6 protein-coding genes, 1 tRNA gene and 1 pseudogene are annotated in these 6,039 nt (G+C 62.2%); 7 read left to right on the forward strand and 1 reads right to left on the reverse strand.

From position 1 onward, the window contains the following. The first annotated feature begins 34 nt into the window (after positions 1-34). The 7 genes from AC1DUR_RS22595 to AC1DUR_RS22625 all read left to right on the forward strand — a co-directional run bounded on the left by AC1DUR_RS22595 (position 35) and on the right by AC1DUR_RS22625 (position 5,137). Positions 35-337 (forward strand): urease subunit gamma, encoded by a 303-nt coding sequence (locus tag AC1DUR_RS22595; RefSeq protein ID WP_477720708.1) that lies wholly within the window; start codon positions 35-37, stop codon positions 335-337. Positions 338-654: 317 nt separating this feature from the next. Then, on the forward strand, positions 655-993 hold the full coding sequence (locus AC1DUR_RS22600) for an urease subunit beta (RefSeq protein ID WP_477720709.1): 339 nt from the start codon (positions 655-657) through the stop codon (positions 991-993). Further along, positions 993-2,714, forward strand: coding sequence for an urease subunit alpha (gene ureC, locus AC1DUR_RS22605; protein WP_477720710.1), 1,722 nt, complete (start codon positions 993-995; stop codon positions 2,712-2,714). Before AC1DUR_RS22600 ends, ureC begins: the two co-directional genes overlap by 1 nt. Positions 2,715-2,832: 118 nt before the next feature. Beyond that, positions 2,833-3,507, forward strand: coding sequence for an urease accessory protein UreE (gene ureE, locus AC1DUR_RS22610; RefSeq protein WP_477720711.1), 675 nt, complete (start codon positions 2,833-2,835; stop codon positions 3,505-3,507). 28 nt (positions 3,508-3,535) lie between these two features. Beyond that, positions 3,536-4,237, forward strand: a complete 702-nt coding sequence (locus AC1DUR_RS22615) for an urease accessory protein UreF (protein ID WP_477720712.1) — start codon at positions 3,536-3,538, stop codon at positions 4,235-4,237. 80 nt (positions 4,238-4,317) lie between these two features. After that, positions 4,318-4,974, forward strand: a complete 657-nt coding sequence (gene ureG, locus AC1DUR_RS22620) for an urease accessory protein UreG (protein ID WP_477720713.1) — start codon at positions 4,318-4,320, stop codon at positions 4,972-4,974. 73 nt (positions 4,975-5,047) lie between these two features. After that, positions 5,048-5,137 (forward strand) — tRNA-Ser (locus AC1DUR_RS22625). A 670-nt stretch (positions 5,138-5,807) separates the two neighbouring features. On the opposite strand, the pseudogene AC1DUR_RS22630 reads toward AC1DUR_RS22625, so the two are convergent. Then, positions 5,808-6,039: pseudogene (locus tag AC1DUR_RS22630) on the reverse strand (IS4 family transposase); the annotation flags it as partial.

The following is a 6,039-nucleotide window of genomic DNA, read 5'->3' on the forward strand; positions in this document are numbered from 1 at the left end:
TCAACAAGCAGGCAGCCAGCCCCGAGAGAGCCCCATGGAATTGACCCCCCGAGAAAAAGACAAGCTGCTCATTTTTACCGCGGCCCTGCTGGCCGAGAGGCGCCGCGCCCGCGGCCTCAAGCTCAACTACCCGGAAGCCGTCGCACTGATCAGCGCGGCCGTGATGGAAGGCGCACGCGACGGCAAAACCGTGGCCCAGCTCATGAGCGAAGGCCGCACCATCCTCGGCCGGGCCGATGTGATGGACGGCATCGCCGAGATGATTCCCGACATCCAGGTGGAAGCCACCTTCCCCGACGGCACCAAGCTCGTGACCGTGCACCAGCCCATTGTTTGAGCGGGCCGCGCCGCTTTTATCACGCACCCCTCCACCCTGCCTCACCCCGCCCATCACCTCCCCGCCGCCCCCTTCACCTACCTTCGATTGCTCATCATGAAAACTCCCAACGCTCTCAAAAAAACAGCTGTTTTCCCAATGATCATGTGGGCTGGTGCCGCATGGGCCCATGAAGGACATGGCATGGACGCCACCATGGGCGCCACCCACTGGCACGCCACCGACACCTGGGGGTTTCTGGCGGTGGCCGCGCTGACGGCGCTGGCCATCTGGATGTCCCGTGGCGGCAAATAAGCAAAACAACCATTGAGGCAGCCATGACACCCGGCGAACTGTTTACCGACGGCCCCGACCACATCCTCAATGTCGGGCGGCGCACGCTGACACTGGTCGTGCAAAACACCGCGGACCGTCCCATCCAGGTGGGTTCGCACTACCACTTTGCCGAAACCAATGCCGCACTGGGCTTTGACCGCGAGGCGGCGCGCGGCATGCGGCTGAATATTGCCTCCGGTACGGCCGTGCGCTTTGAGCCGGGCCAGCAGCGCACGGTGGAGCTGGTGGACTATGCGGGCGAGCGGAAGGTGTTTGGCTTCCGGGGCCTGGTACAGGGTGGCCTGGACGAATTCGGGCAGAGTCAAAAGGGAACGACGTAATGGCAACCATTGGCAGACGCGCCTATGCGGAAATGTTTGGCCCCACCGCGGGTGACCGCCTGCGGCTGGCCGACACCGACCTGGTGGTGGAGGTGGAAGCCGACTACACGCTGCTGCGCGCCGGCAGCTACGGCGAAGAAGTGAAATTCGGCGGCGGCAAGACCATTCGCGATGGCATGGCGCAGTCGCAAAAAACCCGCGCCGAGGGGGCGATGGACACGGTGATGACCAACGCCCTCATCATCGACCACTGGGGCATCGTCAAGGCCGACATCGGCCTCAAAGGCGGCCGCATCGCCGCCATTGGCAAGGCCGGCAACCCCGACACCCAACCCGGCGTGGACATGATCATTGGCCCCGGTACCGAGATCATCAGCTGCGAAGGCATGATCGTCACCGCCGGCGGCATCGACTCGCACATCCACTTCATTTGCCCGCAGCAGATTGAAGAAGCCCTCACCTCGGGCGTGACGACCATGCTGGGCGGCGGCACCGGCCCGGCCACCGGTACGTTTGCCACCACCTGCACACCCGGTCCCTGGAACATCGAGCGCATGCTGCAGGCGGCAGACGCCTTCCCGATGAACCTGGGCTTTCTGGGCAAGGGCAACGCCAGCCTGCCCGCTGCGCTGCACGAGCAGATCAACGCCGGCGTGATTGGCCTGAAGCTGCATGAAGACTGGGGCACCACGCCGGCCGCCATCAGCAACTGCCTGGATGTGGCGGAGGAAACCGACACGCAGGTGGCGATTCACAGCGACACGCTCAATGAATCGGGCTTTGTCGAAAACACGATTGCCGCCACCAAAGGCCGCACCCTCTGCGCCTTTCATACCGAAGGCGCCGGCGGCGGCCATGCGCCCGATATTTTGCGGGTGGTGGGCGAGCAGAACTTTTTGCCGTCTTCCACCAACCCGACCATGCCCTACACGGTCAATACGCTGGACGAGCATGTCGACATGCTGATGGTGTGCCACCACCTCGACGCGGGCATTGCCGAAGACCTGGCCTTTGCCGAAAGCCGCATCCGCAAGGAAACCATCGCGGCGGAAGACATCCTGCATGACCTGGGCGCGATCAGCATGTTCAGCTCCGACAGCCAGGCCATGGGCCGGGTCGGCGAGGTCATCATCCGCACCTGGCAGACCGCGCACAAGATGAAGCAGCAGCGCGGCAAACTGCCCGGCGACAGCGACCGGCACGACAACTTCCGCGCCAAGCGCTACATCAGCAAATACACCATCAACCCGGCGATTGCCCACGGCATCTCGCACGAAGTCGGCTCGGTCGAAGTCGGCAAATGGGCCGACCTGGTGGTATGGAAGCCGGCGTTTTTCGGCATCAAGCCGTCCGTCATCCTCAAGGGCGGCTTCATCGCGATGGCAGCGATGGGCGACCCGAATGCGTCGATACCCACGCCGCAGCCCGTGCATTACCGTCCCATGTTTGGCGGTTTCGGCGGCGCCATTGCCAGGGGCTCCCTCACATTTGTCTCGCAGGCCGGGATGAATGCCGGCATCAAGGACCGTTTCGGCCTCGCCAAGACGCTCAGCGCCGTCAAGAACATCCGCGGGGTGCGCAAGCAGCACATGGTCCACAACGACTATGCGCCCACAATGGAAGTCGATGCCCAGACCTACCTGGTGCGTGCCGACGGTCAGCTGCTGACCTGTGAGCCGGCCAGCAGCCTGCCGATGACGCAGCGTTATTTCCTGTTCTGAAGAACGCTGAAGAACGATTCTCGGCCGCCAGAACCAGCCCATGGTGTGGCGGGCTGCGTCCAACCCTTGTTTACGCAGGGCTTGCCGCGCTGGCATACTCGTTTTTTTAAGGTTAAACGTGATCCAGGTTTCCAAAGTCATTCCACAGGGCGCGGGTCTCGCGCCCGTTCTCGTCAAACGCGCATCGACCGTCGAACTCGACTGGGACGTGCGCCAGAAAAGCCGCTTCGACGCGACCGATTCGCTGGGCCGCCCGCTCGGCGTTTTTTTGCCGCGCGGCACCCTGGTGCGTGGCGGCGATGTGCTGGTCGCCGAAGATGGTTCGATGGTCAGGGTCATTGCCTCGCCGCAGCCGGTGCTGCGCATCACGGCGTGCAGCGCACACGGCTCGCCGTTTGACCTGACCCGCGCGGCCTACCACCTCGGCAACCGCCATGTGCCCATCGAACTCAAGCCCGATCACCTCAAGATCGAGCCCGACCATGTGCTCGCCGACATGCTGCGCGCCATGCATTTGATCGTCAATGAAGTCGAGGAAGCATTTGAGCCGGAGGGCGGGGCTTACAGCGCCGGGGGCCATGGCCATAGCCATGATCACGGCGGCCACGACCACGACCACGACCACGGCGAGCATGACCATAGCGCCCATGACCATGCGCCGGCCACACCGGTCAAAGCGGCAACGCCCGCTGCCCATGTGCACGGGCCCGACTGCAACCACGGCCACGATCATACGCACGAGGCCAAGCCGGCCACGATACAGATCCACAAACGCCGGCCCGCAAACCCCTAAATCCTCTGATCCATTAAACCCCGTGGACATGCCAGCCTCCCCCGCAGCGCAACTGCCGGCAGCCAGCCTGCTGCAGCTGATCTGGCTGGCCTCGCCCGCCCTGCCGGTCGGCGGCTTCTCCTACTCCGAAGGCCTGGAAACAGCGGTGGAGCGAGCCGGTGTCACGACCGAAGCCCTGGCCGGTGATTGGCTCCGGGACCAATTGCACCTGAGCCTCGCACGCGGCGACCTCGCCGTCATCGCGCAGGCGATTCCGGCCTGGCGATCGGGCGATGTGGTGCGCATTCGTGAGCTCAATGACTGGGTTCTGCAAACCCGCGAGACCAGCGAAATGCGGGCCCAGGCCGAGCAGATGGGCAGGTCGCTGCTCGACTGGTTGCGCAACCATGACGGCGCCAATGCGCAACACATAGCAGCCTGCGCACAGATGCAGCCGACCTACCCCGTCGCATTTGCGCTGGCCGCGTCGCAAACGGCCGCGGGCGTGCGCGACTGCCTGCTGGCTTATGCCTTTGGCTGGGCGGAGAACATGATGCAGGCCGCGCTCAAGTCCGTGCCCCTGGGCCAGAGCGCGGGCCAGCGCATGCTCGCGCGCCTGGCCAGCGACATCCCCGCCGCCGTCGAGGCCGCGATCCTGCTGCCTGATCACGAGCGACAGGCGTTTTCGCCCATGCTTGCCATTCTTTCTTCCCAGCACGAAACCCAGTATTCGCGGCTGTTCCGCTCCTGAATGTCCCGAACGCCCTGAACCTGAACGTCCTGAACGTCCTGAACGTCCTGAACGCCAACGTATCCAACCAGAGTAAACCCATGAGCTTGCACCACATCGCCAACCGCACCAAAAAACTGCCGCCCCTGCGCGTCGGCATAGGCGGGCCTGTCGGCTCCGGTAAAACCACACTGCTTGAAATGCTGTGCAAGGCCATGAAGAACAAGTACGACCTGGTGGCCATCACCAACGACATCTACACCAAGGAAGACCAGCGCCTGCTGACCGTGAGCGGTGCGCTGGCCGCCGAGCGCATCATGGGCGTGGAAACGGGCGGCTGCCCGCACACGGCCATACGCGAAGACGCGTCCATCAACCTGGAAGCCATTGACCGCATGCTGGTGGACTTTCCCGACGCCGATGTGGTGTTCGTCGAGTCGGGCGGCGACAATCTGGCCGCCACCTTCAGCCCGGAACTGAGCGACCTGACCATCTACGTGATCGACGTCGCCGCCGGCGAAAAAATCCCGCGCAAAGGCGGCCCCGGCATCACCAAAAGCGATTTGTTCGTCATCAACAAAACCGACCTCGCCCCCTACGTGGGCGCCGACCTGGGCGTGATGGAAGCCGACACCATACGCATGCGCACCACACCAAAAGGCCTGAAACCCTTCGTGATGACCAACCTCAAGACCAACGCGGGCCTGGCCGAAGTGATCGCGTTCATCGAAACCAAAGGCATGCTGCAGGCCGGCTGAGCGGCAGATACCTCAGCCCAGTCTTTTGGGTTTATTCGAGTCCATCTCAAGCCTGGGTTAAAATTACCGGTCCGGAAGCTTGGCAGAGCGGTTGAATGCAGCAGTCTTGAAAACTGCCGAGGATGCGAGTCCTCCGTGAGTTCGAATCTCACAGCTTCCGCCAATAACCGCATGAACAGGGCCTTCGGGCCCTTTTTCTTTTCCCCGTCATCTCGTCCATCAACGTCGATGCGACATCATGAGTTGATGTGCGACTCCTGTTTCGTTGCGGAGCGCTTCAGGCTCTGCTCTTGATAGCTGCATCATGGCCAGCGGCGACCTTGTCAGTCAGTCGGTTCTCGAAAGAACTTCTGATACCGAAATTGAAGCACAAGGAATGCCCAAAAAGCCTCCCGCTCGCTGGGCGGCAGCGTAGTCTCCGGAATCCTCATTGGCGGCAGGAAGTACTTTGACACCTTCGCTGCTGATTTTTCCGCGGCATGGACCGGCGAAGACAAGGATGAAATTCACAATTCGTTCGCTGCGTACGACGATATTTACGACCTAGCAAAGCGAAAGCAACTGCCGATGCCGCCGCAATACATACATTTGCAAAATGCGAGGATTCAGTTCCTAAACGGCAGCATGCCTACCAATGGAGGTGTTCTTTGGCGCGGCAAGATCAATGCCGTTTCTGGCTTTCATCTGGGGGTGCTGGCGTACGGTGGCAACAAATCATTCATGCCCAAGCCGCTTTGCGAGGCGGCTTAATTTGTCAGGTGCTACAGGGCCCATTCGATCAAGCTCTAGTGCTTTTTCCACCGCGCCTCTGCGGCGCTTAATACGAATGGCACTTACTTTGGCTCATAGGCATGACCATGCCTCTGGACGTGTCGGCGAGCCTGGTCGCGGGGCACCTTCAACCAGGGGTAGGGTTTGGGCCTTCGTTTTCGCATTCGCGGCTCGATGCGTCCGGGTCGATGGCCGACCCTGCATTGTGCGATCAACGTGAATAGCCGCCCGCAATCCTTCGTGGCCGAGAGGCCTCGCGAGACCCACTCTGTCCACAGTTGCACCGTGTGCTTG

This window comes from Polaromonas sp. P4_F4 (assembly GCF_056401355.1).